Genomic DNA, 23,273 nt, shown 5'->3' on the forward strand with positions numbered 1-23,273 from the left:
AGGCTGGGTGTCCAGTCGCTGAAGGAGATACATCCATGAGCAAGAAACTACTCGCCGCCATCGTCGCCACCACCTTGGGCTGCGGCCTCGCCACGGCGCAGACCACCACCACCGCGCCGAACTCCGGTTCCCCTGGCGCCGCGCCCGCAACCGCGCCGAGCGTCCTGACCCAGGAAGGCAAGGACGCGAAGGAAACCGCCAAGGGCGAATACAAGGCGCGCAAGAAGATCGCCGAGGCGAACAAGGAACTGAACAAGGCCGACTGCGAGGTCTCGTCCAACGGCATGGCCGAGCACGCCTGCAAGAAGCACGCGCGCGCCCAGGCCAAGGAAGAGAAGGCCGAAGCCAAGATGGTCTACGAGAACGAGAAGAAGGACATCAAGGACACCCACAGCAAGTAAGCGTGGGTTCGGGCGACGGGCCACGCGCCCGTCCGCCTGTGCGTGGCGCACACCCGGCCGCTCAGAGCTTCGGCTCGATGAGGACGCCGGGGATCTTCTCTTCCCAGAACGCCACGCGCCCGCGCAGGCCTTGGTGCTCCTCATAGGGCGCTTCATAGCTCCACGCCGCATCGCGCAGCAGGCCCGCGTCGAGCTTCAGCGAGTAATACGTCGCGCGGCCCTTGTACGGGCAGTCGCTCGTGGTGTCGGAGCGCACCAGCCGCTGCATGGCCACGTCTTCCCGCGGGAAGTAATAGCGCACCGGGTGGTGGTCTTCCACCACCTGCACCACGTCGATGGAATCGGAGATCACGTCGCCGTCGACCTCCACCTTCATCCACAGGCCGAGGGGCTGCTCCCGCACAAGATGGTCGGGGTCCTTCTGGTACCCCGGTGATTTGCGCATCGTGAACTCCTGTGAGGCAAGCAATGCCCTGTGTCGGCAAACCCCATGCCGTTGCCGGTGTATCGCGGGTGCATGACAGCAGCGCGGCAGGCGAGGGCGATATGCTGGCCTGGCCATGCCCCTGCAAGACTTCCACCCTGCCGTCGCCCAGTGGTTCCAGAAGCGCTTCCCAGCGCCGACCGAGGCGCAGGCCGCCGCGTGGCCGGCCATCCGCGCAGGCCGCCATACGCTGGTGGCGGCGCCCACCGGCTCGGGCAAGACGCTCACCGCCTTCCTCGCCGCGCTCGATGGCCTGGTGCGACAGGGCCTGCGCCCCGAAGGCCTTCCCGACGAGACGGTGGTGGTCTACGTCTCGCCGCTCAAGGCCTTGTCGAACGACATCCGCCTGAACCTCGAAGCGCCGCTCGCCGGCATACGCGCCGAGCTCGCCGCGCTCGGCCTGCCGGAGGTCGAGATCCGCACCGCGGTGCGCACCGGCGACACGCCGCAAAAGGAGCGGCAGCTGAGCCTCAGGCGCCCGCCGCACATCCTCGTCACGACGCCCGAGTCGCTCTACGTGCTGCTCGGCTCGGTGTCGGGCCGCACGATGTTGTCGACCGTGCGCGCGGTCATCGTCGATGAGATCCACGCCATCGCCGACGGCAAGCGCGGGAGCCACCTCGCGCTGTCGCTGGAACGTTTGCAGCAGCTGTGTGGCGTGCGCCTGAGCCGCATCGGCCTCTCGGCCACGCAAAAGCCGATCGAGGAAGTGGCGCGCTTTCTCGTCGGCACGGCGGCGGTGCACGGTGGCGTGGCCGACTGCCACATCGTCGACATCGGCTACGCCAAGCAACGCGACCTGGCGCTGGCCGTGCCGCCCACGCCGCTCGGCGCGGTGATGTCGAACGACCAGTGGGAGCAGGTCTACCGCCAGGTGGCGGCGATGGCGCAGGAGCACCGCACCACGCTCGTCTTCGTCAACACCCGCCGCATGGCCGAGCGCGCGGCACGGCACCTCGGCGAGTTGCTGGGCAAGGAGTCGGTGGCCGCGCACCACGGCAGCCTCGCGAAGGAAGCGCGGCTCGAGGCCGAGCAGCGCCTGAAGTGCGGTGAGCTCACGCTGCTCGTGGCCACCGCCTCGCTGGAGCTCGGGCTCGACATCGGCGATGTCGAACTCGTCTGCCAGCTCGGTTCGCCGCGTTCCATCGCGAGCTTCCTGCAGCGTGCGGGCCGCTCCGGCCACGCGGTGGGTGGCGTGCCCAAGGCGCGGCTCTTCCCGCAGTCGCGCGACGAGCTGGTCGAATGCGCGGCGCTGCTCGACTGCGTGCGCCGCGGCGAGCTCGACGCGCTGCACATCCCGCCCGCGCCGCTCGACGTGCTGGCCCAGCAGATCGTGGCCGAGATCGCCTGCCAGGAGTGGGACGAGACCGCGCTCTACGAACTCGTGCGCCGCGCCTGGCCGTATGCCGCCTTGCCGCGCGAGCGCTTCGACGCGGTGGTGCGCATGCTGGCCGATGGCTACACCACCCGCCACGGCCAGCGCGGCGCCTATGTGCACCGCGACGCCGTGCACCACCGCCTGCGCGAGCGGCGCGGCGCGCGCATGACCGCGCTCACCTCGGGCGGCACCATCCCCGAGACCGGCGACTACACCGTGCTGCTCGAGCCGCAGGCCACGCAGGTGGGCACGGTCAACGAAGACTGGGCGGTCGAAAGCCTGGCCGGCGACATCTTCCAGCTCGGCAACACGAGCTACCGCATCCTGCGCATCGAGCCCGGCCGCGTGCGGGTGGAAGACGCCCACGGTGCGCCGCCCAACCTCCCGTTCTGGCTGGGCGAAGCGCCGGGGCGCAGCGACGAGCTGTCGGCCGGCGTCTCGCGGCTGCGAGAGGAGCTGGCGCGTGCGATCGCCGAGCAGGGCGTCGACGCGGCGCGGCAGTGGCTCGTCGACACCCTGCGGCTCGAAGACGCCGCCGCGCGCCAGCTGGTCGACCACCTTGCGCGGGCGCTCGCGGTGCTCGGCGAGCTGCCCTCGCAGCACTGCATCGTGCTCGAGCGCTTCTTCGACGAGTCGGGCGGCATGCAGCTCATCGTGCACTCGCCCTTCGGCAGCCGCCTGAACCGCGCCTGGGGCCTCGCCTTGCGCAAGCGCTTCTGCCGCCAGTTCAACTTCGAGCTGCAGGCGGCCGCCACCGAAGACGCGATCGTGTTGTCGCTGTCCACCAGCCACAGCTTTCCCTTGGAGGAAGTGGCGCGCTACCTGCACAGCAACACCGCGCTCGACGTGCTGCTGCAGGCGCTGCTCGACGCGCCGCTCTTCGGCGCCCGCTGGCGCTGGAACGCCACCAACGCACTGGCCCTGCCGCGCTTCACCGGCGGGCGCAAGGTGGCGCCGCAGCTGCAGCGCATGCGCTCCGAAGACCTGCTCGCGTCGATCTTCCCCGACCAGGTGGCGTGCGGCGAAAACATCGTCGGCGACCGCGAGATCCCCGAGCACCCGCTGGTCGCGCAGACGCTCGACGACTGCCTGAACGACGCGATGGACGCGCAAGGCTTTCTTGCGCTGCTGCGGCGCATCGAGTCGGGCGAGGTGAGGGTGCTGGCGCGCGACCTGCCGGCCCCGTCGCCGCTCGCAGCCGAAGCGCTGAGTGCGCGGCCCTACGCCTACCTCGACGATGCGCCCATCGAAGAGCGCCGCACCCAGGCGGTGCAGGCGCGCCGCTATGGCGATGGGCCCGCCGACGCGGGTGACCTCGGGCAGCTCGACGCCGAGGCCATTGCCAACGTGCGCGAGGAAGCGTGGCCACAGCCGCGCCATGCCGATGAGATGCACGAAGTGCTGAACGGGCTCGGCCTCGTCACGCACGACGAGGCCACGCAGCACGCGGGGTGGGCGGCGTGGCTGGCCGCCCTCGCGCAGGTGAAGCGTGCGACCGCGCTGCAGGCCGAGGGCGCGGTGCTGTGGGTGGCCGCCGAGCGGCTGGTGCAGGTGGCCGCCGTGCACCCGCACGCCACGCGCGTGCCTGAGATCGAAGCCCCTGCGGGCTACGACACACCGCCCGCCTCGCGCGAAGAGGCCTTGCAGGAACTGCTGCGTTCGCGCCTGAGTGCGCTCGGGCCGGTGCGCGCCGAGACGCTGGCGCACCAGCTCGCGGTGCCTCTCGGTGACATCGAATTCGCACTCTCGGCCCTGCAGTCGGAAGGCTCGGTGATGCAGGGCCACTTCACCCCCGGCACACCGCATGTCGAATGGTGCGAGCGGCACCTGCTCGCGCGCATCCACCGCTACACGCTCAAGCGCCTGCGGCGAGAGATCGAGCCGGTGGCGCCGCGCGACTTCGCCCGCTTCCTCTTCGAGTGGCAACGCGTGGGCGCCGACAGCCGCGTGAGCGGGCCCGAGGCGCTGGCTGGCGTGCTGTCGCAGCTGGAAGGCTTCGAAGCCCCCGCCGCCCTGTGGGAGGCCGAGCTGCTGCCCGCGCGGGTGAAGGACTATTCCAGCGGCTGGCTCGACGACCTCTGCACCGCAGGCCGCACCCTCTGGCTGCGCTTGCGGCCCTTGGCGAGCGAGAGCCGTGCCGGTGGGGCGTCGCTGCGCAGCACGCCGGTGCTCCTGCTGCCGCGGCGCAGCGCCGCACTCTGGGCGAGCCTCGCACCCCCGGGCAGCGACGACGCGCAACTCTCGTCACGCGCCCAACGCGCCGTGGCCTACCTCGCCGAGCACGGTGCCTCGTTCTTCGACGAGATCGCCCACGGCACGCGCCTGTTGCAGGCCGAGTTGGAAGAAGCCTTGAGCGAACTCGTGGTGCGGGGCCGGGTGAACTGCGACAGCTACGCCGGCCTGCGCGCGCTGCTCGTGCCGGCGGCCAAGCGCGCGACCGCGGCCTCGCGCCAGCGGCGGCGCGTGCCGCTCTTCAGCATCGAAGACGCCGGCCGCTGGACGCTGGTGCGCCAGCCGGTGTCCACGCAAACCGCGTTGCCGGCCGAAGCCCTCGAGCATGTGGCGCGGGTGCTGCTGCGCCGCTACGGCGTGGTGGCCTGGCGCATCGTCGAGCGCGAGGCGGCGTGGCTGCCGCCGTGGCGCGAGCTGGTGCGGGTGTATCGGCGGCTCGAAGCGCGCGGCGAGATCCGCGGCGGCCGGTTCATCGACGGCGGCACCGGCGAGCAGTTCGCGCTGCCCGAGGCCATCGCCTCGATGCGGCAGGTGCGCCGCCAGCCGCCCGACGAGCACCTGGTGTGCCTCTCGGCATCCGACCCGGCCAACCTGCTGGGCACCGTGCTCGCCGGCCCGCGCCTGCCGCGCGTGGCGGGCTCGAAGGTGCTGTACCGGGGCGGCGTGCCCATCGCCACGAGCGTGGCCGGTCAGGTCGACGCGCTCGTCACCTTGTCGCCCGAGCAGTTGCAGCTCGCCACGCGGGCGCTGTCGCTGGAGCCGGGTTTGCGCTTTCTGGAGCTGACGCTGTGACGACACCCCTGCACATTGCCATCGTCGGCTGTTCGGCCGAGGGCGTGGTCGACTTGATGCTGGCCTCGGCCTCGGCCTCGGCCCCGGCGCGGGCAGTGCACGCTCAGCGGTCGGCCTGAACCGGCACGAGCGCCGGTTGCGCGCGGCGCGACCACACCAGCTCATGGAAGAAGAAGGCCACGGTGTTGACCATCGGCTCGATCAGCGCGACGGCCCCCGAGACCTGCCAGCTGCCGGTGATGGCGTAGGTGACGCCGAAGGCCACGCTGAAGTGCAGCACGGCGAAGCTGGTGGTTTTCTTGACGTGGCGGGCCATGACGAACTCCTGTGAAACGCAGTGTCGTCAGTGTGCCTGTAGATGAGAATGATTCTCATCAAATCGGCCGATGGCCGCCATAGCCACCACCGGCCTAGGCCGGGTCAGAGCCCGGTCTGCGTCACGAACTTCGCGTTGAGGTAGGCGTCGATCGCTTCGCTGCCGCCTTCGGTGCCGTAGCCCGAATCCTTGATGCCGCCGAAGGGCACCTCGGGCAGGGCGAGGCCGAAATGGTTGATCGAGACCATGCCGCTCTCGATGGCGCTGCCGATGGCCGTCGCCGTCTTGAGCGACTTGGTGAACGCATACGCGGCCAGGCCGAAGGGCAGGCGGTTGGCCTCGGCCACCACCTCGTCGTAGGTCTTGAAGCGCATGATCGGCGCGATGGGGCCGAAGGGCTCTTCGTGCAGGATGCGCGCGTCGGCCGGCACATCGGTCAGCACGGTCGGCTCGAAGAAATAGCCAGCGCCCGCGCCACGCTTGCCGCCGAGCGCCACCTTCGCGCCCTTGGCCACTGCGTCGTCGACGAACATCTGCATCGCCTCCACACGCCGGCTGTTGGCGAGCGGGCCCATGCGGGTGTCTTTCTGCAGGCCGTCGCCGACCTTGATCTGCGAGGCCGTGGCCACGAAACCGTCGACGAACTGCGCGTACACCGACTCGTGCACGAGAAAGCGCGTGGGCGACACGCACACCTGCCCCGCGTTGCGGAACTTCGCGCTTGCCAGCTGCTTGGCGGCCGAGGCCACGTCGGCATCGTCGAACACGATGGCCGGGGCGTGGCCACCGAGTTCCATCGTGATGCGCTTCATGTGCTGGCCGGCGAGCGCGGCGAGTTTCTTGCCCACGGGCGTGGAGCCGGTGAAGGTGATCTTGCGGATGACCGGGTGCGGGATCAGGTACTCCGAGATCTCGCTCGGCACGCCGAACACGAGGTTGATCACGCCGGCCGGCACGCCGGCATCGGCATAGGCGCGGATCAGCGCGGCGCAGCTCGCGGGCGTTTCTTCCGGCCCCTTGAGGATCACCGAGCAACCGGCGGCGAGCGCGGCCGACACCTTGCGCACCGCCTGGTTGATCGGGAAGTTCCACGGCGTGAAGGCCGCGACCGGGCCCACCGGCTCCTTGATCACGAGCTGGGTCACGCCCTCGGCCCGCGGCGGCACGATCTGGCCGTAGGTGCGGCGCGCCTCTTCGGCAAACCAGTCGATCAGGTCGCCGGCCGAGATCGCTTCCATCTTGGCTTCCATCAGCGGCTTGCCTTGCTCCAGCGTCATCAGCTGGGCGATCTCGTCGGCGCGCTCGCGCATCAGGTTGGCGGCCTTGCGCAGCACCTTGTAGCGCTCGAAGGGCGACACGGCTTTCCATTGCTTGAAGCCCTTGTCGGCGGCGGCGAGGGCGCGGTCGAGTTCGGCGATGCCGGCGTGGTGCAGGCGGGCCAGGGCCTGGCCGGTGGCGGGGTTGAGGATGGGCTCACTCTTGCCGCTGGTGCCGGCGGTCCATTCGCCGTCGATGAACAGGGAGACGTCTGAGTACATGGGGAGTCCTGGGCTGGGAGGTGCGTGAGGTGGCGCGCGGCCACGCGGAACGAAGATTGTTCCGCGTCCGGCAAGCCCAGGTTGTCGCCCAGGTTCAGCGCCTGGGGGTGTGCGGGTCAGCGTGCCGGGGCAGGCGGCACCGGCGCGGGCGCCGTGCGTGAGGCCGCCGCGGCAGGGGCGGGCGCCGCGGGCTGAGCCGGCACGGCGGTTGTGCCGGAGCCGCTGGAGCGACCGGAGCCGCGGGCGCGGCGGTGGCCGGCACTTCCTGCCAGGGCGAGGGGCAGGACGTGACGTAGGGGTAGTACATCTGCGCCTCGCGGCAGTAGTACCAGAGGTGCGCCTGCTGCGCGGGCTGCACCACCAGCGGCTCGGCGGGCGGCTGCACGACCACCGGGCGCTCCACCACCATCGGGCCCCAATAACCGGGCCACCAGAAGGGGCCACCAATCCACACGCTCACACGTCCGCGCGGGTGGGCCTCGGCGAGGGCCGGGGCGAGCGCGGCGGCAAGCGCCGCGGCCAGGGTGAGGGCTTTGAGGGGGACAGCGAGGCGTGCGTTCATGAAAGGCTCCTCGGGTCAGCGCAGGGGCGGCGGGGGCTGGATGCCCTCGGGCGGCCGGGGTGGTACGGGCGGCACCGGCGCCGGGGCCGTGCGGTAGCCGGAGTAACCGACGCCGGGCACCTGGTTGCCCTTGGCGTACATGCACTGCTGGTAGGCGATGTCGTAACGGCGCTGAGCGCTGCCGGCGGCGTAGTTGCTCTGGTCGGAGCCGACCGCCGCGCCCGTCATGCCGCCGACGGCCGCGCCGACCCCGGCGCTGCTGTGCGTGCCGCCGATCAGCGCGCCGGCCGCGGCGCCGAGCACCACGCCGGTGGCGGTGGCGGCGGCGAAGCGCTGGGCGGCGGCGTCGCTGCCGGGGCCGCCGATGCGGCTGTGGGCCCAATCGCGGCAGAGCTTGTCGTCGGCGATGAACACCTCGAAGGGCTTGTTCGGGCCGGGCATCACGTGGGCCGTGGGCCCGGTGGGCATCTGGGCGCAGCCCATCAGCGAGGCGGCGGCCAGCACGGCCAGCGGCCAGGCGGCCGAACGGGGGAGGTGGGGGCGGAGTGCAGGGTTCATGGGGGCACCCGGGTCATCGTTGTCGATCTTGAGGAACGGCCGCGCGCGTGGCGTCGTTGACGTCTTTACACACCAGCAATGCAGCCGGCCGCCATGACGCTTGGTGCCGATTCGGCTTAGTTGGTTCGCGAGCAAGCAAGCGCTGTTTTCTTCGTTCGCCGAACGGGGGCCGCTCCCTAGCATGCACGGCATTCCCCGCAAATTCCGGCCCCGGGCCCCTCACGATGAAGACTTCGATCCGCACCCTGCTCGCCACCGCTGCGCTGGCCCTCGTGGCTGGCACCGCCGCCGCCAAGGACGTGACCCTGCTCAACGTCTCCTACGACCCGACGCGCGAGCTGTACCACGAGTACAACGCCGCCTTCGCCAAGCACTGGAAGGCCAAGACGGGCGACAACGTGAGCATCAAACAGTCGCATGGCGGCTCGGGCAAGCAGGCCCGCTCGGTGATCGACGGCATCGATGCCGACGTCGTCACCCTGGCGCTGGCGTATGACATCGACGAAATCGCCGAGCGGGGCAAGCTGCTCGGTGCCGACTGGCAGAAGCGCCTGAAGCACAACAGCTCGCCCTACACCTCGACCTACATCTTCCTGGTCCGCAAGGGCAACCCGAAGGGCATCAAGGACTGGGGCGACCTGGTCAAGCCGGGCGTGTCGGTGATCACCGCCAACCCCAAGACCTCAGGCGGTGCGCGCTGGGGCTATCTGGCCGCCTACGGCTGGGCATTGCAGCAGCCCGGCGGAAACGAAGCGAAGGCGAAGGAGTACATCGCCAAGCTGTTCCAGAACGTGCCGGTGCTCGACTCCGGCGCCCGCGGCTCGACCGTGACCTTCGCCGAGCGCGGCCAGGGCGACGTGTTGCTCGCCTGGGAAAACGAAGCCCACCTGTCGCTGAAGGAGTTCGGCACCGACAAGTTCGACATCGTCTACCCGCCGTCGAGCATCCTCGCCGAGCCGCCGGTGGCCGTGGTCGACAAGGTCGTCGACAAGAAGGGCACCCGTGCCGTCGCCACCGCCTACCTCGACTATCTCTACACGCCGGAAGGCCAGGAGATCGCGGCGAAGCACTTCTATCGCCCGATCGACGCGAAAGTGGCCGCGAAGTATTCGAAGCAGTTTCCGGCCGTGAAGCTCTTCACGATCGACCAGCTCTTCGGCGGCTGGACCAAGGCGCAGAAGACGCACTTCGCCGACGGCGGCGTGTTCGACCAGATCTACACCAAGAGCAAGTAAGACACGACAGCAGGGGCTCTCACTCGGGCAGCGAATAAGCAAACTCAAATCTTGTCGTTTCCCGAGTTTTCATGAGGCCGTAGCATCGACGGTCTGTTTCTTAGCGAGCCCTTCGTCATGCGCTTTTCTCATGCCTTTTCCCGTCGCTCGGTCCTGTCTCTCGCGGTGGCGGCCGCTGCGCTCCAGGTCGCCCCGGGGGCACTTGCCGCGGGGCCCACGCTGCTCAACGTGAGCTACGACGTGGCGCGCGAGCTCTACAAGGAAATCAACCCCGCTTTCATCAAGCAGTGGAAAGCCCAGACCGGCGAAGACGTGTCGGTCAACCAATCGCACGGCGGCTCGAGCAAGCAGGCCCGCGCGGTGATCGACGGGCTCGAGGCCGACGTGGTCACGATGAACCAGTCGAGCGACATCGACGCCATCGCCACGCGCGGCAAGCTGATCCCGGCCGATTGGGCCAAGCGCCTGCCCGACAACAGCGCGCCCACCACGTCCACCACCGTGATCCTGGTGCGCAAGGGCAACCCCAAGGGCATCAAGGACTGGGCCGACCTCGCACGGCCCGGCGTGAGCGTCGTCATCCCCAACCCCAAGATCACCGGCAACGGTCGCTACACCTACGTGGCCGCGTGGGGCGCGCTCGTGAAGGGCGGTGCGACCCAGGCGCAGGCCCGCGAGACGGTGCAGAAGATCTTCGCCAACGTGCCGGTGTTCGATGGCGGCGGCCGTGCCGCCACCACCACCTTCGCGCAACGCAACATCGGCGATGCGCTGTGCACCTTCGAGAGCGAGATCAACCTCATCAAGGCCGAGTTCGGCGACAACTTCGATGTGGTCTACCCGAAGTGGAGCATCCTCGCGGAGAACCCGGTGTCGTTGATCGACAAGGTGGTCGACAAGAAGGGCACCCGCAAGCAGGCCGAGGCCTACCTCAAGTTCCTGTGGAGCGACGAGGCCCAGGAGATCGCAGCCAAGCACCAGATCCGCCCGCGCTCGGCCAAGATCCTTGCGAAGTACGCGAAGGACTTCCCCAAGGTCAACACCTTCACCATCGACGAAGCCTTCGGCGGCTGGACCAAGGCGCAGAAGGAGCACTTCGACGACGGCGCGGTCTACGACCAGATCCTCGCGGCCATCAAGAAATAACGAGCGGCGCAGACCGCAGGCGTCATGTTCCTTTCGCGCACTCTGCTGCGGCGGCACTCCGTGCTGCCGGGCTTCGACCTCGCCCTCGGTTTCACGGTGCTCTACCTGAGCTTCATCGTGCTGATCCCGTTGTCGGCGGCATTCCTGAAGACGTTCACGATGACGTGGCCCGCCTTCTGGGAGGCGGTGGCCACGCCGCGTGTACTGGCCTCGTACCGGCTGACCTTCGGTGCGTCGTTCGCGGCGGCGCTGCTCAATGCGGTGTTCGGGCTCGTCGTCGCCTGGGTGCTGGTGCGCTACAGCTTTCCGTTCAAGCGGGTGATCGATGCGCTGGTCGACCTGCCGTTCGCGCTGCCCACGGCGGTGGCCGGCATCGCGCTCACCGCGCTCTACTCGGGCAACGGCTGGATCGGCCAGTACCTCCCGTTCAAGGTGAGCTTCACGCCGGTGGGGGTGTTCGTGGCGCTCACCTTCATCGGCCTGCCCTTCGTCGTGCGCACCTTGCAGCCGGTGCTGGAAGACATGCACAAGGAGCTGGAAGAAGCCGCGGCCACGCTCGGGGCCTCGCGCTGGCAGACCTTCCGGCACGTGATCTTCCCCATCGTCTCGCCGGCACTGCTGACCGGCTTTGCGCTCGCATTCGCCCGGGCGCTGGGCGAGTACGGCTCGGTGATCTTCATCGCCGGCAACATGCCGATGGTCTCGGAGATCACGCCGCTGCTCATCATCACCAAGCTGGAGCAGTACGACTACACCGGCGCCACCGCGATCGCGGTGGTGATGCTGGTGGCGGCCTTCGCGATGCTCCTGGCCATCAACCTGCTGCAGGCGTGGACACGCCGCCGCCAGGGCCGCTGAAGACACCATGACTGCTCTGCCCGTCTCCCACCGCAACGCCATCGACGCCACCGCCGAGCCGGCGTGGGTGCGGCGCACCCTCATCACGGTGGCGCTGCTGTTTCTCACGCTCTTTCTCTTCGTGCCGCTGGTCGCGGTGTTCTTCGAGGCGTTCAAGAAGGGCGTCGACGTCTATCTCGCGGCCATCACCGAGCCCGACGCGGTGTCGGCGGTCAAACTCACGCTGCTGGCCGCGGCCATCTCGGTGCCGCTCAACCTGGTGTTCGGTGTGGCGGCGGCGTGGTGCATCGCCAAGTTCGACTTCCGCGGCAAGGACCTGCTGCTCACGCTGATCGACCTTCCGTTCTCCGTCTCGCCGGTGATCTCGGGCCTGATCTTCGTGCTGATCTTCGGCCTGCAGGGCTGGTTCGGCGAGTGGCTGCGCGACCACGACCTGAAGATCATCTTCGCGCTGCCGGGCATCGTGCTGGCCACCGTTTTCATCACCTTCCCGTTCATCGCGCGTGAGCTGATCCCGCTGATGCAGGCGCAAGGCGTCGAGCAGGAAGAGGCCGCGCGGGTGCTCGGCGCCTCGGGATGGCAGATCTTCTGGCGCGTGACCCTGCCCAACGTGAAGTGGGCGCTGCTCTACGGTGTGATCCTGTGCAATGCGCGGGCGATGGGTGAGTTCGGCGCGGTGAGCGTGGTGTCGGGCCACATCCGCGGGCAGACCAACACCATGCCGCTGCACATCGAGATCCTTTACAACGAATACCAGTTCGCCGCCGCGTTTGCCGTGGCCTCGCTGCTGGCCGGCCTGGCGCTGGTCACGCTGGTGTTGAAGTATCTGGTCGAGCAGCGCGTGAAGGCGCAGAAGCGCGAGGCCGAAGGCCGAAGCGAATGAAGGACATGGCATGAGCATCGAAATCCGCAACCTCAACAAGGCCTTCGGCAAGACCGTCGTCTGCGACAACATCAACCTCGACATCCCGTCGGGTGAACTCGTCGCGCTGCTGGGCCCGTCGGGCTCGGGCAAGACCTCGCTCTTGCGCATCATCGCGGGGCTGGAGCGACCCGATTCGGGCACGGTGTCGTTCCACGGCGCCGATGCCACGTATGACGACGTGCGCGACCGCAACGTCGGCTTCGTGTTCCAGCACTACGCGCTCTTCGGCCACATGAGCATCTTCGAGAACGTGGCCTTCGGCCTGCGCGTGCGGCCCAAGGCCACGCGGCCGAGCGAGGCGCAGATCAAGGCCAAGGTGATGGAGTTGCTCAAGCTCGTGCAACTCGATTGGCTGGCCGACCGCTACCCGCACCAGCTCTCGGGCGGCCAGCGCCAGCGCATCGCGCTTGCCCGCGCGCTCGCGGTCGAGCCCAAGGTGCTGCTGCTCGACGAGCCCTTCGGCGCGCTCGACGCCAAGGTGCGCAAGGAGCTGCGCCGCTGGCTGCGCCGCCTGCACGACGAGATGCACGTGACCAGCGTCTTCGTCACCCACGACCAGGACGAAGCGATGGAAGTGGCCGACCGCGTGGTCGTCATGAACCTCGGCAAGATCGAGCAGGACGGCACGCCCGACGAGGTCTACGACCGCCCGGCCACGCCCTTCGTGCTGCAGTTCCTCGGCGACGTGAACCTCTTCCACGGCCGTTTCGGCCACTCACCCGGCGGCAACGTCGACCCCGACGACGTGAGCTACGTGCGCCCGCACGAGCTGGAGATCGTGGCCACGCCGTCGGAGGGCACGCTGGCGGTGACGCTCTCGCAGGCGCTCACCGTCGGCCCGCAGACGCGCATCGAGTTCAAGCGCCAGGACGACGGCAGCTATGTCGACGTGGAGATGGCCCGCGCCGACTACACCGCGCTGCGCGACCAGCTCGGCCTCGTGACCGGCAGCCAAGTCTACCTGAAACCGCGCCGTGTGACGCGTTTCCTCGCCGGCGGCCAGGGCCCGCAGACCGAAGAGATCGACCCGGCCGCGATGATCTGATGCGGCGGCGGCCTCACTCGGCGACCGGCTCGCCGCGCATGGCCGCTTCGACCACCTCGGGCTTGAGCGGCGAGGCGAAGGTCTCGATGAAGTCGTACACGAAGGCGCGCAGGAAACTGCCGCGCCGCACCGCGAGCTTGGTCAGGTTGACGGCGAAGAGGTGGCGTGCGTCGATCGCCCGCAGGTTGCGGTCGCGCTCTTCGTCGAATGCGATCGAGGCGACGATGCCCACGCCCAGGCCGAGTTCGACGTAGGTCTTGATCACGTCGGCGTCCATCGCGGTCAGCACGAGGTTGAAGTCGAGGCCCGAGGCCTGGAAGGCTTCGTCGATGTGCAGGCGGCCGGTGTAGCCCGGGCCGTAGGTGATGACCGGGAACTCCGACAGCCGCTCGAGCGTGAGCGGCCGGCCGTCGAGCAGCGGGTGGCCGGGCGGCACGATGACGCTGTGCGTCCAGCGGTAGCAGGGCAGGGTGACGAGCGCGTCGTACTGGGTGAGGGCTTCGGTGGCGATGCCGATGTCGGCCTCGCCCGAGATCAGCATCTCGGCCACCTGCTTGGGTGACCCCTGGTGCAGGTTGAGCGTGACCTGCGGGTAACGCTGGCGGAAGTCGCGCACCGCGCCAGGCAAGGCGTAGCGCGCCTGCGAGTGGGTGGCCGCGATGGAGAGCCGGCCGTGCACCGCCTGGGTGAACTCTTCGCCCACGCGCCTCAGGTTCTCGGCGTCGTTGAGCATGCGCTCGACGATGGGGGCGACCACCTCGCCCACCGCCGTCAGCGAGGTGAGGCGCTTGCCGGCGCGCGCGAAGAGGTCGACGCCGAGCTCTTCCTCCAGCTCGCGGATCTGGCGGCTCACGCCGGGCTGCGAGGTGTGCAGCACCTTGGAGACCTCGGTCAGGTTGAAGCCGCAGCGCACGGCCTCTCGCACGGAGCGAAGCTGCTGAAAGTTCATGGCGACATGCGGAAATCGTGACGGGAGCGCAGTATCGGCAGCCGTCCGTAGTTGAGGAACGACTTAAAGCTGCTTTCCTTATCCAAAAAACGATTAAGTCGCGGGTCTTTGGAACCTCTGGCCGCCACCCGGGTCTGCGCCCAGGCCCCCATCGCTGGCCCAGGATGAGGGGCATACAATTCCAAGCTTTCACTCTGGCGGGCGCCATTTCGCGCGCTTTCTGCCCCAACGAGGATCCACACGTGTTCATTTCCGAAGCATTCGCACAAGCTGCCCCCGCGGCCGGCGCCTCCGATCCGCTGGGCGGCCTGACGGGCATGCTGCCCATCGTCCTGATGTTCGTGGTGCTGTACTTCGTGATGATCCGCCCGCAGATGAAGCGGCAGAAGGAGCACAAGGCCATGATCGACGCCATCGCCAAGGGCGACGAAGTGGTGGTGGCCGGCGGCGTGCTGGGCCGCGTCACCAAGCTCGGCGACAGCTTCCTGCACGTGGAAATCGCCAACAACGTCGAGATCCAGGTGCAGCGCGGCGCCGTGGTCCAGGTGCTGCCCAAGGGCACCTTCAAATAAGAACCTGAGAGACAAGCCGGCGCGAGCCGGCGCCGTGAAAGACACGACATGAACCGCTACCCGTGGTGGAAATACGCGATCCTTGCGGTCGCCTTGCTGGTGGGGCTGATCTACACGCTGCCCAACTTCTTCGGCGAGGCGCCGGCGGTTCAGGTCAGCAGTGGCAAGGCCACGCTCAAGCTCGACAGCTCGACCGCTCAGCGCGTGAGCGATGTGCTGAAGGCGGCCAACCTGCAACCCGACTTCGTGGTCTTCGAAGGCAACAGCGTCAGGGCGCGCTTCGCCGACGGCGACGCGCAGCTCAAGGCGAAAGACGAACTCTCCAAGGCGCTCAATCCCGATCCAGCCAACCCCAGCTACATCGTCGCGCTGAACCTGGTGTCGCGCTCGCCCAAGTGGCTGACCTCGATGCGTGCGCTGCCCATGTACCTGGGCCTGGACCTGCGCGGCGGTGTCCACTTCCTGATGCAGGTCGACATGAAGACCGCGCTCAGCAAGAAGATGGAGTCGATCGTCGGCGACATCCGCTCGCAGCTGCGCGACAAGAACCTGCGCCATGCCGGCATCGGCCGTGACGGCAACGCAGTCGACATCCGCTTCCGCGATGCCGAGACGCTGAAGGCGGCGGCCGACCTGCTGTCGCAGATGACCGACCTGCAATGGACGCAGGCACCCGACGGCACCGACACCAAGCTGATCGGCACGCTCAAGCCCGAAGCCGCGCGCGCGGTGCAAGACGCGGCGCTGAAGCAGAACATCACCACCCTGCACAACCGCGTCAACGAACTCGGCGTGGCCGAGCCGGTGATTCAGCAGCAGGGCGCCGACCGTGTGGTGATCCAGCTCCCCGGCGTGCAGGACACCGCCAAGGCGAAAGACATCATCGGCCGCACGGCCAACCTCGAATTCCGCCTGGTCGACATGTCGGCCGAGGCACGGGCGGCCACCGAAGGCGTGGGGCCGGTGCCGTTCGGGCGCGAGCGCTTCACGGTGGGCCGCGGCGCGCCGGTCGTCACCTACAAGGAAGCGGTCGCCACTGGCGAGATGCTGACGAATGCGCAGCCGCGCCCCGACCAGAACAACCAGCCGGCGGTGTCGGTGAGCCTCGACGCCAAGGGCGGCCGGCTGATGCGCGAGATGACGCGCAACAACGTCGGCAACTTCATGGCCGCCATCTTGTTCGAGAAGGGCAAGGGCGAGGTGCTGACGGTCGCGCGCATCCAGGGGGAGTTCGGCAATGATTTCCAGATCACCGGCATGGGCACCACCGAGGCCGCCAACGACCTGAGCCTCTTGCTGCGCGCCGGCTCGCTGGCCGCCCCGATGGAGATCATCGAAGAAAGCACCATCGGCCCGACGCTCGGCGCCGACAACATCGCCAAGGGATTCAACAGCGTGATCTGGGGCTTTGCTGCGATCGCGGTCTTCATGTGCGTGTACTACCTGCTGTTCGGTGTGTTCTCGACGCTGGCGCTTGGTTTCAACCTGCTGCTGCTGGTGGCGGTACTGTCGATGCTTCAGGCGACGCTGACGTTGCCGGGCATCGCGGCCATCGCCCTCACGCTTGGCATGGCGATCGACGCCAACGTGCTGATCAACGAGCGGGTGCGCGAGGAACTGCGCGGCGGGGCGTCGCCGCAGGCGGCGATCAACACCGGCTACGAGCGGGCGTTCGCCACCATCCTCGACTCCAATGTCACCACGCTGATCGCCGGCATTGCGCTCTTTGCGTTCGGCTCCGGCCCGATCAAGGGTTTTGCCGTCGTGCACTGCCTTGGCATCCTGACCTCGATGTTCTCGGCGATCGTGTTCTCGCGCGGCCTGGTGAACCTCTGGTACGGCCGCCAGAAGAAGCTCAAGAGCGTGTCGATCGGGCAGGTGTGGAAGCCCAAGGCTGCGCCGGCCGAGACCCCGGCGAACACTTGATCCCGCCTCAACAAGAACACAACCGGACCTGACTCATGGAGTTCTTCCGCATCCACCGCGACATCCCGTTCATGCGGCATGCGCTGGTGTTCAACATCATCTCGGCCGCGACTTTCCTGCTGGCCGTGTTCTTCCTGATCACCCGCGGCCTGCACCTCTCGATCGAGTTCACCGGCGGCACGCTGATCGAGGCGCACTACGCGCAGGCGGCCGACATCGCCAAGGTGCGCGCCACGGTCGAGGGGCTGAAGGCCGGCGAAGTGCAGGTGCAAAACTTCGGCAACACGCGCAATGTGCTGATCCGCCTGCCGGTGCGTGGCGACGGCAAGGCCGGCGACGTGGTCGAGAAGGTCTTTGGCGAGCTGTGCAAGGCCGAGTCGGGCACGGTGTCGCACCAGGCGGTGAAGACCGACAAGGGCGAAGTTATCGACAAGCCGGTCTGCCAGGCCAATGGCGCCGAGCCGGTGGTGCTCGCGCGCAGCGAGTTTGTCGGGCCGCAGGTGGGGCGTGAGCTGGCCGAAGACGGGGCGAAGGCGCTGGCCTTCGTGGTCATCGGCATCATGATTTACCTGGCGTTTCGCTTCGAGTGGAAATTCTCGGTGGCCGCCATCGTCGCCAACCTGCACGACGTGGTGATCATCCTGGGCTTCTTTGCGTTCTTCCAGTGGGAGTTTTCGCTCTCGGTGCTGGCGGCGGTGCTGGCGGTGCTCGGCTACTCGGTGAACGAGTCGGTGGTGATCTTCGACCGGATCCGTGAAGCGTTCCGCAAATACCGCAAGATGAACACCCACGAGGTGATCGACCACGCGATCACCAGCACGATGAGCCGCACCATCATCACCCACGGCAGCACGCAGATGATGGTGCTGTCGATGCTGATCTTCGGCGGCCCGACGCTGCACTACTTCGCGATCGCGCTGACGATCGGCATCTGTTTCGGCATCTATTCGTCGGTGTTCGTCGCCGCCGCGATTGCCATGTGGCTGGGGGTGAAGCGCGAGGATCTGATGAAGTCCGGCCCCTCGAAGGACGTCGATCCGAACGACCCGAACGCCGGGGCGGTGGTGTAGAGTAAGGGCATCCCTTACCGAGAAACCCCGACCAACCGTCACATGGCGACCGCCGCCGATTCGTTGGCCCTGGCCGCCCAGGCGCGACGCTCTTACGTAGAGCGCCTATTGAGCGGCGTGCCGAGTGTGGTGCATGCGGTGGAAGAGGGTGCCCGCCTGCTCGCCGGGCAGACCGCCGAGCACAGCCTCCAGTACAAGCGGCGCGACGTCGCCGCCGATCTGCGCAAAGCTGCGCCCAACTGGATCAGCGGGATCATCTCCGCGTTGCGTGGCTCGCTGGTGAGCGGTGTCGTGTCGGCGTCGCGCCCCGGTGATCTGCCGCCACCCGGACGCACCAGCCCCGGCATGGCGCTGGTCGACGATGACACCATCGAGGTCGAGATCCTCAGCTCGCGCCTGGCGTTGGCGATGATGGACCGTGCATCGTGGGAGTTCACCGACCTGCGCTCACGCATGTCGGCGCTCGAGAAGCGCGACGAGCTCGACGCCAACGACGTGTTGCGCCCGCATGTGCTGGCCCGCATCTTCACTGGTGCCTGGCGCAGCGCCTCGCTCAGCCAGGATGCCTGGCGCACGCTGCAGGCGGTGCTGCACGAAGAATTCGCGCACTTCGCCGAAGAGGCGTACCACGAGACCAACCGCTGGTTGATCCAGCAGCGCGTCTTGCCCGAGATCGACCTGCGGCCGTTCATCCGGCGCACGCGCAACTCGTATGGTGCACCTGTCACCAGCGGTGGCGCCCCCAGCGCGCCGGCGCCGGTGTCTGGGACCAGCGCACACGGCCGACTCGGGACGGTAGGCGAAGAAACCCGCCTGATGACGCGTGCCGGCGGTTTCGCGCGAGGCTCCGACCACGCTGAAGCCGTACTTGGCCGGCTCAACCGGCTGATCGGTCGCCAGGTGCCTGATTTCGCCGGCACCGCCCAGATGCCGCATCAGCCCTCGGCGGGTCTGAAGGCGGCGATCAACGAGGCGCAGCAGGGCATCCAGCGCAGGCTGGTGACGACGAGCGGTGCTGTGCAGGCCGATGGCGCCCGTGCCGCCGAAGGCCCTGTCAGCACGCCTGCGCTGCTGGAAGAGCTTCACCAGCGCAAGCAGGCGCTGAAGCAGGCGGCGTCGACCCAGGTGGAGCGCGCCACCATCGAGATCGTCGCGCTGCTGTTCCAGAGCATCCTGATGGAGGAGCGCATTCCGGCCGTGGTGCGCGTCTGGTTCGCTCGGCTGCAGATGCCGGTGCTGCGGGTGGCGGTGAGCGAGCCCGACTTCTTCGCCACCGTCGACCACCCGGCACGCCGACTGATCGACCGCATGGGCGCATGCGTGATGGGGTTCGACTCCACGAGCCGCGCCGTGGCCGACACGCTCGAGAAGGAAATCAAGCGTGTGGTGCAGGTGGTCGAGGCCTATCCCGACACCGGCCGGCGGGTGTTCCAGACCGTGCTCACCGAGTTCGAGAAGTTCCTCGAGCACTATTTCAAGAACGAGAACGAGATGACCCGCAAGGGAGTCTCGCTGGCGCAGCAGGTGGAGCAGCGCGAGACGCTCGCGATCCAGTACACCATCGAGTTGCGCAAGATGCTCAACGAGGTGCCGGTTCAGGAAGGGGTGCGTGAATTCCTCTTCCATGTGTGGGCCGACGTGATGGCGATGACCGCGGTCAAGCACGGGCCGCAGGGCAACGAAACCAAAGCCATGAAGCGCGTAGCGGCCGACCTGATCTGGTCGGCCAGTGCGAAGGTGTCGCGTGAAGAGCGGGCCGAGGTCATTCGCCGCCTGCCGCCCCTGCTGAAGACGCTGCGCGAAGGCATGGACCACGCCAACATCGCAGCCGACAAGCAGGACGAGCACATCCAGAAGCTCAACAACTCGTTGGCCGCCGCCTTCACGGCGAAGACCGCGACCATCGCTCCCGAGCGGCTGGAGGAGCTGATGGCGCGGCTCGAGACATTGGAAGAGCTGCTGCCCGAATCTGACGACATCGAGATCGACGAGTCGATGGTGCTCGACCTGTCTGGCCACGAAAGCGCCGAGCTGGAAGTGGTCGGCGAGGGCGGCTCGATGGCGACGCCGGCCATGCTCGCCTGGGCCAAGGAGCTGCAGGTGGGGGGTTGGTACATGCTCGACTACCGCAACCGCAACGAGGCTGTGCAGCTGGTGTGGCAAGGGTTGCGCCGCCAGCTGACGCTCTTCGTGTCGCCGCATGGGCGCGGCATTTTGTTCCAGCAGAACCGCCTGGCGGCGTTCCTGCAGGCGGGCCTGCTGGTGCCGGCGCAAGACGAATCGCTGACGGTGCGCGCCACGCGCAGCGCTCTGGCCAAGCTCGACGTCGATCCGAGCCGGCTGCTCAACTAGCCGTCTCATCCGTAGGCATGAAAAAAGCCGCCCCGAAGGCGGCTTTTTCATGGGGGTCCTCGCGGACTTCAGTGAATCAATCGATCTTCTTCGGCCACGAAGAGTTCGTCGAGGATCAGTGCGTCGGGCTCTTCGCCGAGGCTCCAGAAGACCATCAGCACGATGATCTTGAGGTCTTCCAGGTCGACGGGGCCGCCAGGGATGGCGGTGGCACGATCGATCACCATTTCGCGCATCGACGGGGGCAGCACGCCCGCGGATTCGAGGAAGCTCACGAAGCCGATCGAGTCTTCACCCAGATGCTCTTGCTCGGCCACGGAATAGACACGCAGGCTGTCGGGCAGTTGTTCGCCGACGTAAGACTCGGCGGCGGTGGCCAAACCGTCGAGCCATGTGAGGGCTTCTTCGATCTCGTCCGATTCGAAGCCCATGGCCGACAGTTTGCGGGTCAGCTGGGCATGGTCAGGACAGGCATCCGGCCGCCAGTAGTTTTCGTACAGGTAGACGAGCACGTCGAACATGAATTCATGATAACCCAGCAGGCTTCGAGTGGAAGCGGAATAAATGCACCGCTCCGTGTGCGGATTCCTCCGCGTGTCAGCCTGCGCTTACTCGTTGGAAAAGCTGCCCTGGCAGACGGGCCACATCGCCGATCAACTCGAGTTCCAGCAGCTTGGCGTTGAGTTCCGGCGCAGGCCAGCCCGTTCTGGCGATGAGGGCGTCGAGGCTGACGGGATCGAAGCCCAACGCTTCGAGCAGCGGGTCGGTCGCGGGCGCACTGTCGCTGGTGACAGGTGATGCTGCGGTTTTCGGGGCGGCCTTCGCCGGGAACTCTTCGAGCACATCGTCCGCGCTCTCGACCAGCTTGGCCCCCTGCTTAAGCAAGGCATGGCACCCGCGCGATTGAGGCGAATGGATCGAGCCTGGAATGGCGAAAACTTCGCGGCCAGCCTCGCTTGCCAAGCGCGCGGTGATCAAGGAGCCCGACTGCAGTGCCGCCTCCACGACAAGGGTGCCGCGTGTCAGCCCCGCAATGATGCGGTTGCGCAGTGGGAAGTTCGGGGGCAGCGGCGGCGTGCCGATGGCGTACTCGCTGACGATCGCACCGTGCTGCGCGATGCGGCGAGCGAGTTCCAGGTGCCGGCGGGGGTAGACCCGATCGAGCCCGGTGCCGACCACGGCGATCGTCCGGCCGGAGCCGGCCAGGCCACCTTCGTGGGCGGCGCCGTCGATGCCGAGCGCAAGGCCCGAGACGATGGTCCAGCCCGCCTGGCTGAGGTGCGTGGAAAAAGCGAGTGCGTTGTCCCTGCCTTGCGGTGTGGGATGCCGGCTGCCCACGACCCCGATACCGGGCGCGCGCAGCAGGGCGAGATCGCCTTGCACGTACAGCAGCAACGGTGGATCGGCCGTCTGAAGCAACAACGCCGGGTAGGCGGGATCGCCGAGGGCCAGGACGTGACGCGGCCCGGTGCTGTCATCCGAGAGCCAGCGCCAGGTGGCTTCCAGCAACGCTGGGAAGTTCTCGGGCTCCTGCTCCAGCGCCTTGGCGGGCTCGGCCGGCACGACTTCGCGCCTGGCGGCGGAGGACGCACTCAGCACTGCTTCGGGGGACCCGAATGCGGCCAACAGCCGGCGCGCGGATTCGCGTCCGACCGCCGGCGTTTCCAACAGCCGCAACCAAGCGGCGACTTCCTCTCGGTCCATGACGGGCGCCTGGATGGGCGCGCGGGCGGTACTCAGGGCTGGGTGAAGCGGTCGCCAGTAGTGACCGGCTCCCTGACCGACACGATCAGCGCATAAGACATGCGGTTGAACACACGGAAGACAAACAAATAGCCGTGGCGTTCGTCGGGCAGCTTGATGCGTGTGCGGTCGTCGTCGGTGGTGTCCCGGATGCGCACGCCGTCGCGCCACAAGGCGAGAACGTGGCCGTTTTCCAGCCCGTCTTGGCTTCCCTTGTTCAAGGCAACGATCTGGTTCTGGCCGGCGTTCACGCTGTCGCCGTAGACCGAGACGATCTGGCCCGCGATTGCCTTCTGCGGTGCCCGGGGAATGTAGTTGACGATCTCTCTCGGCGGCACCGGGGCCAACTTGTCGCCAACGCGGATCTCCTGACGGATGCTCGTCACGGTGAAGGTATCGGGCACGATCTCACCCGTGGTGCTCGTGCCTTTGCGCGTGAACTCGGTGGTGCCGAGGTAGAAGGCTTCGTATCCCAGGACCTCACCGGTGGTGGGATCTTTCAGCGGCTTCGGCTCACGGAAGACACGGAAGTTGCGGGTGTTGCCGATGTCGCCTCGCACGTAGGCCAGGTCGCCACGCGACAGCAAGACACGACCCTCCTGGGTGCTCACGACACGCGGCGCGCTCGCCAACTGGTTGCTCTCGAAGATGACCGCTTCGTTGAGGAAGGGCTCGATCAGGTGCAGGGGAATGGGCGGGATGCCGTCCTTGTTGAGATCGCTGCTGCGAACCCGGGGCGACAGCCGCACGGTGCCATCAGGCCCGACCTGACCGACTTGCAGCGTGGCCCGGCCATTGGCCTTCACGAGCGACAGGATCTGCCCGGGGTAGATCAGGTGCGGGTTGCGGATCTGCTCCAGGTTCATGCCCCACAGCTCCGGCCAGCGCCAGGGGCTCTTGAGGTACATGCGGGAGATGTCCCACAGCGTATCGCCCGACTTGACGGTGTAGACGTCGGGCGCGTTGTCGGCCAGCTCGGACAGCGGCACGCCGGCCTGGGCGACCTGCTGGGCCGTGCTGCGCTGCTTGCTGGTGATCGGGAAGTTGGGTTCTGCGGCCCATGCCGTGCCCAGGCCGATGCCGAGCGCCACGGTGATCGCAGAAGCCCGGAACAAGGCCAGGGCAGGACGGGTGCTTCGGGTCATGAACGTAAGTCTCCGGGGCGCGTCAGACAGCACAATGCTGGGCTGT

General features: G+C 67.7%; 20 protein-coding genes. 11 read left to right on the forward strand and 9 right to left on the reverse strand.

What is annotated here, in order from left to right; all coding sequences use genetic code 11:
- Window positions 1-35: 35 nt before the first annotated feature.
- Window positions 36-401, forward strand: coding sequence for a hypothetical protein (locus tag KF892_18885; GenBank protein ID MBX3627088.1), 366 nt, complete (start codon window positions 36-38; stop codon window positions 399-401).
- A 61-nt stretch (window positions 402-462) separates the two neighbouring features.
- On the opposite strand, the gene KF892_18890 is transcribed toward KF892_18885, so the two are convergent.
- Window positions 463-846 carry a DUF427 domain-containing protein gene (locus KF892_18890; protein MBX3627089.1) on the reverse strand — a complete coding sequence of 128 codons (384 nt, stop codon included), beginning with the start codon at window positions 844-846 and terminating at the stop codon, window positions 463-465.
- Window positions 847-961: 115 nt separating this feature from the next.
- Here KF892_18890 and KF892_18895 point away from each other — a divergent pair, with 115 nt between their 5' ends.
- A complete protein-coding gene (locus tag KF892_18895) occupies window positions 962-5,287 on the forward strand; it encodes a DEAD/DEAH box helicase (protein ID MBX3627090.1) in 4,326 nt (1,441 codons plus the stop codon).
- 103 nt (window positions 5,288-5,390) lie between these two features.
- Here KF892_18895 and KF892_18900 read toward each other — a convergent pair whose 3' ends face one another.
- The 4 genes from KF892_18900 to KF892_18915 form a co-directional block, all read right to left on the reverse strand.
- Complete coding sequence (locus tag KF892_18900; protein ID MBX3627091.1) at window positions 5,391-5,603, reverse strand: DUF2061 domain-containing protein; 213 nt, start codon at window positions 5,601-5,603, stop codon at window positions 5,391-5,393.
- A 104-nt stretch (window positions 5,604-5,707) separates the two neighbouring features.
- Window positions 5,708-7,141 (reverse strand): NAD-dependent succinate-semialdehyde dehydrogenase, encoded by a 1,434-nt coding sequence (locus KF892_18905; protein MBX3627092.1) that lies wholly within the window; start codon window positions 7,139-7,141, stop codon window positions 5,708-5,710.
- A 94-nt stretch (window positions 7,142-7,235) separates the two neighbouring features.
- A complete protein-coding gene (locus KF892_18910) occupies window positions 7,236-7,703 on the reverse strand; it encodes a hypothetical protein (GenBank protein ID MBX3627093.1) in 468 nt (155 codons plus the stop codon).
- Window positions 7,704-7,718: 15 nt separating this feature from the next.
- A complete protein-coding gene (locus tag KF892_18915) occupies window positions 7,719-8,261 on the reverse strand; it encodes a hypothetical protein (protein MBX3627094.1) in 543 nt (180 codons plus the stop codon).
- A 224-nt stretch (window positions 8,262-8,485) separates the two neighbouring features.
- Between KF892_18915 and KF892_18920 the strand changes: the two genes are divergently transcribed.
- From KF892_18920 to KF892_18940, 5 genes are all read left to right on the forward strand, one after another.
- The gene (locus KF892_18920; GenBank protein MBX3627095.1) at window positions 8,486-9,496 is read left to right on the forward strand and encodes a sulfate ABC transporter substrate-binding protein; all 1,011 of its coding nucleotides are present in this window, start codon (window positions 8,486-8,488) and stop codon (window positions 9,494-9,496) included.
- Window positions 9,497-9,613: 117 nt separating this feature from the next.
- A complete protein-coding gene (locus KF892_18925; GenBank protein ID MBX3627096.1) occupies window positions 9,614-10,642 on the forward strand; it encodes a sulfate ABC transporter substrate-binding protein in 1,029 nt (342 codons plus the stop codon).
- Window positions 10,643-10,666: 24 nt separating this feature from the next.
- Complete coding sequence (cysT, locus tag KF892_18930) at window positions 10,667-11,500, forward strand: sulfate ABC transporter permease subunit CysT (protein MBX3627097.1); 834 nt, start codon at window positions 10,667-10,669, stop codon at window positions 11,498-11,500.
- Between the two features lie 7 nt (window positions 11,501-11,507).
- Window positions 11,508-12,383 carry a sulfate ABC transporter permease subunit CysW gene (cysW, locus tag KF892_18935; protein MBX3627098.1) on the forward strand — a complete coding sequence of 292 codons (876 nt, stop codon included), beginning with the start codon at window positions 11,508-11,510 and terminating at the stop codon, window positions 12,381-12,383.
- A 10-nt stretch (window positions 12,384-12,393) separates the two neighbouring features.
- Complete coding sequence (locus KF892_18940; GenBank protein MBX3627099.1) at window positions 12,394-13,470, forward strand: sulfate ABC transporter ATP-binding protein; 1,077 nt, start codon at window positions 12,394-12,396, stop codon at window positions 13,468-13,470.
- Between the two features lie 13 nt (window positions 13,471-13,483).
- On the opposite strand, the gene KF892_18945 is transcribed toward KF892_18940, so the two are convergent.
- Window positions 13,484-14,419, reverse strand: coding sequence for a CysB family HTH-type transcriptional regulator (locus KF892_18945; protein ID MBX3627100.1), 936 nt, complete (start codon window positions 14,417-14,419; stop codon window positions 13,484-13,486).
- Between the two features lie 242 nt (window positions 14,420-14,661).
- On the opposite strand from KF892_18945, the gene yajC reads away from it, so the two are divergent.
- The 4 genes from yajC to KF892_18965 are packed head-to-tail and all read left to right on the forward strand — an operon-like array spanning window position 14,662 to window position 20,339.
- Complete coding sequence (gene yajC, locus KF892_18950; protein ID MBX3627101.1) at window positions 14,662-14,991, forward strand: preprotein translocase subunit YajC; 330 nt, start codon at window positions 14,662-14,664, stop codon at window positions 14,989-14,991.
- A gap of 48 nt (window positions 14,992-15,039) precedes the next feature.
- A complete protein-coding gene (gene secD / locus KF892_18955; protein MBX3627102.1) occupies window positions 15,040-16,917 on the forward strand; it encodes a protein translocase subunit SecD in 1,878 nt (625 codons plus the stop codon).
- A 35-nt stretch (window positions 16,918-16,952) separates the two neighbouring features.
- Window positions 16,953-17,987 carry a protein translocase subunit SecF gene (secF, locus tag KF892_18960; GenBank protein ID MBX3627103.1) on the forward strand — a complete coding sequence of 345 codons (1,035 nt, stop codon included), beginning with the start codon at window positions 16,953-16,955 and terminating at the stop codon, window positions 17,985-17,987.
- Between the two features lie 42 nt (window positions 17,988-18,029).
- The gene (locus KF892_18965; GenBank protein ID MBX3627104.1) at window positions 18,030-20,339 is read left to right on the forward strand and encodes a DUF1631 family protein; all 2,310 of its coding nucleotides are present in this window, start codon (window positions 18,030-18,032) and stop codon (window positions 20,337-20,339) included.
- Between the two features lie 68 nt (window positions 20,340-20,407).
- Here KF892_18965 and KF892_18970 read toward each other — a convergent pair whose 3' ends face one another.
- The 3 genes from KF892_18970 to KF892_18980 all read right to left on the reverse strand — a co-directional run bounded on the left by KF892_18970 (window position 20,408) and on the right by KF892_18980 (window position 23,227).
- The gene (locus KF892_18970; protein ID MBX3627105.1) at window positions 20,408-20,860 is read right to left on the reverse strand and encodes a DUF494 domain-containing protein; all 453 of its coding nucleotides are present in this window, start codon (window positions 20,858-20,860) and stop codon (window positions 20,408-20,410) included.
- Between the two features lie 76 nt (window positions 20,861-20,936).
- Window positions 20,937-22,043 (reverse strand): DNA-processing protein DprA, encoded by a 1,107-nt coding sequence (gene dprA, locus KF892_18975; protein ID MBX3627106.1) that lies wholly within the window; start codon window positions 22,041-22,043, stop codon window positions 20,937-20,939.
- A gap of 32 nt (window positions 22,044-22,075) precedes the next feature.
- A complete protein-coding gene (locus KF892_18980; protein ID MBX3627107.1) occupies window positions 22,076-23,227 on the reverse strand; it encodes a LysM peptidoglycan-binding domain-containing protein in 1,152 nt (383 codons plus the stop codon).
- Between the last annotated feature and the right edge of the window lie 46 nt (window positions 23,228-23,273).

It is taken from the genome of Rhizobacter sp. (assembly GCA_019635355.1).
In the GTDB taxonomy this organism is placed as follows: Bacteria; Pseudomonadota; Gammaproteobacteria; order Burkholderiales; family Burkholderiaceae_C; genus Rhizobacter.

Coding starts and splice junctions, on each gene's coding strand:
- KF892_18885 (MBX3627088.1), top strand. CDS start 36: ATGAGCAAGAAACTACTCGCCGCCATCGTCGCCACCACCTTGGGCTGC.
- KF892_18890 (MBX3627089.1), bottom strand. CDS start 846: ATGCGCAAATCACCGGGGTACCAGAAGGACCCCGACCATCTTGTGCGG.
- KF892_18895 (MBX3627090.1), top strand. CDS start 962: ATGCCCCTGCAAGACTTCCACCCTGCCGTCGCCCAGTGGTTCCAGAAG.
- KF892_18900 (MBX3627091.1), bottom strand. CDS start 5,603: ATGGCCCGCCACGTCAAGAAAACCACCAGCTTCGCCGTGCTGCACTTC.
- KF892_18905 (MBX3627092.1), bottom strand. CDS start 7,141: ATGTACTCAGACGTCTCCCTGTTCATCGACGGCGAATGGACCGCCGGC.
- KF892_18910 (MBX3627093.1), bottom strand. CDS start 7,703: ATGAACGCACGCCTCGCTGTCCCCCTCAAAGCCCTCACCCTGGCCGCG.
- KF892_18915 (MBX3627094.1), bottom strand. CDS start 8,261: ATGAACCCTGCACTCCGCCCCCACCTCCCCCGTTCGGCCGCCTGGCCG.
- KF892_18920 (MBX3627095.1), top strand. CDS start 8,486: ATGAAGACTTCGATCCGCACCCTGCTCGCCACCGCTGCGCTGGCCCTC.
- KF892_18925 (MBX3627096.1), top strand. CDS start 9,614: ATGCGCTTTTCTCATGCCTTTTCCCGTCGCTCGGTCCTGTCTCTCGCG.
- cysT (MBX3627097.1), top strand. CDS start 10,667: ATGTTCCTTTCGCGCACTCTGCTGCGGCGGCACTCCGTGCTGCCGGGC.
- cysW (MBX3627098.1), top strand. CDS start 11,508: ATGACTGCTCTGCCCGTCTCCCACCGCAACGCCATCGACGCCACCGCC.
- KF892_18940 (MBX3627099.1), top strand. CDS start 12,394: ATGAGCATCGAAATCCGCAACCTCAACAAGGCCTTCGGCAAGACCGTC.
- KF892_18945 (MBX3627100.1), bottom strand. CDS start 14,419: ATGAACTTTCAGCAGCTTCGCTCCGTGCGAGAGGCCGTGCGCTGCGGC.
- secD (MBX3627102.1), top strand. CDS start 15,040: ATGAACCGCTACCCGTGGTGGAAATACGCGATCCTTGCGGTCGCCTTG.
- secF (MBX3627103.1), top strand. CDS start 16,953: ATGGAGTTCTTCCGCATCCACCGCGACATCCCGTTCATGCGGCATGCG.
- KF892_18965 (MBX3627104.1), top strand. CDS start 18,030: ATGGCGACCGCCGCCGATTCGTTGGCCCTGGCCGCCCAGGCGCGACGC.
- KF892_18970 (MBX3627105.1), bottom strand. CDS start 20,860: ATGTTCGACGTGCTCGTCTACCTGTACGAAAACTACTGGCGGCCGGAT.
- dprA (MBX3627106.1), bottom strand. CDS start 22,043: ATGGACCGAGAGGAAGTCGCCGCTTGGTTGCGGCTGTTGGAAACGCCG.
- KF892_18980 (MBX3627107.1), bottom strand. CDS start 23,227: ATGACCCGAAGCACCCGTCCTGCCCTGGCCTTGTTCCGGGCTTCTGCG.